The sequence below is a fragment of the Streptomyces cinnamoneus genome (assembly GCF_014650495.1).
Classification (GTDB): domain Bacteria; phylum Actinomycetota; class Actinomycetes; order Streptomycetales; family Streptomycetaceae; genus Streptomyces; species Streptomyces cinnamoneus.
Window position 1 is genome coordinate 1 of record NZ_BMVB01000093.1, and the last position, 569, is coordinate 569.

The window sequence follows — 569 nt, forward strand, 5'->3', positions numbered from 1 at the left end:
TTGATAAGATTAGCGGTCAAGGCGAGAGGGAGTGAGGTGTAGATATTGACACCAAAAAGGCACTCCCTTATACTTGAGAGAAAAAGGTAAAAAAAACTCATTGATAAGATTAGCGGTCAAGGCGAGAGGGAGTGAGGTGTAGATATTGACACTCAAAAGGCACTCCCTTATACTTGACGGAAAAAGGTAAAAAAAACTCATTGATAAGATTAGCGGTCAAGGCGAGAGGGAGTGAGGTGCAAAAGACTATGGCAAAATACACCAAAAGGAGAGATAAAAGAGGGTATGAGTGGAAGTCTGCTTATCGGGAGAAAGAAGCCCTTATGTTGGAGAGGGGATACCCGGAAGTAAGTCCTCATGATTTCTATCGGGAGTTGTTTCCGGCTGGCAGTCTCCAGCAAGAGCCGGAGGACGGAAAAGGTAATATTATAGCGACACAGATTAGACCGTCTGGCAAAGGAAGAACCCGGCAGTGGGTAATTGATGATAGTCTGAAAATGCTGGATAAGGTCATAGGAGATAGGTTTGGGCTGATACCGCCTATTAGTTTTTACGGAAAGTCACACACG

1 protein-coding gene is annotated in these 569 nt (G+C 44.5%); it reads left to right on the top strand.

The features are described from left to right. Window positions 1-248: 248 nt before the first annotated feature. Window positions 249-569, top strand: a 321-nt coding sequence (locus tag IE182_RS32970; RefSeq protein WP_442909456.1) for a hypothetical protein, incomplete at its 3' end; no start/stop codon positions are given.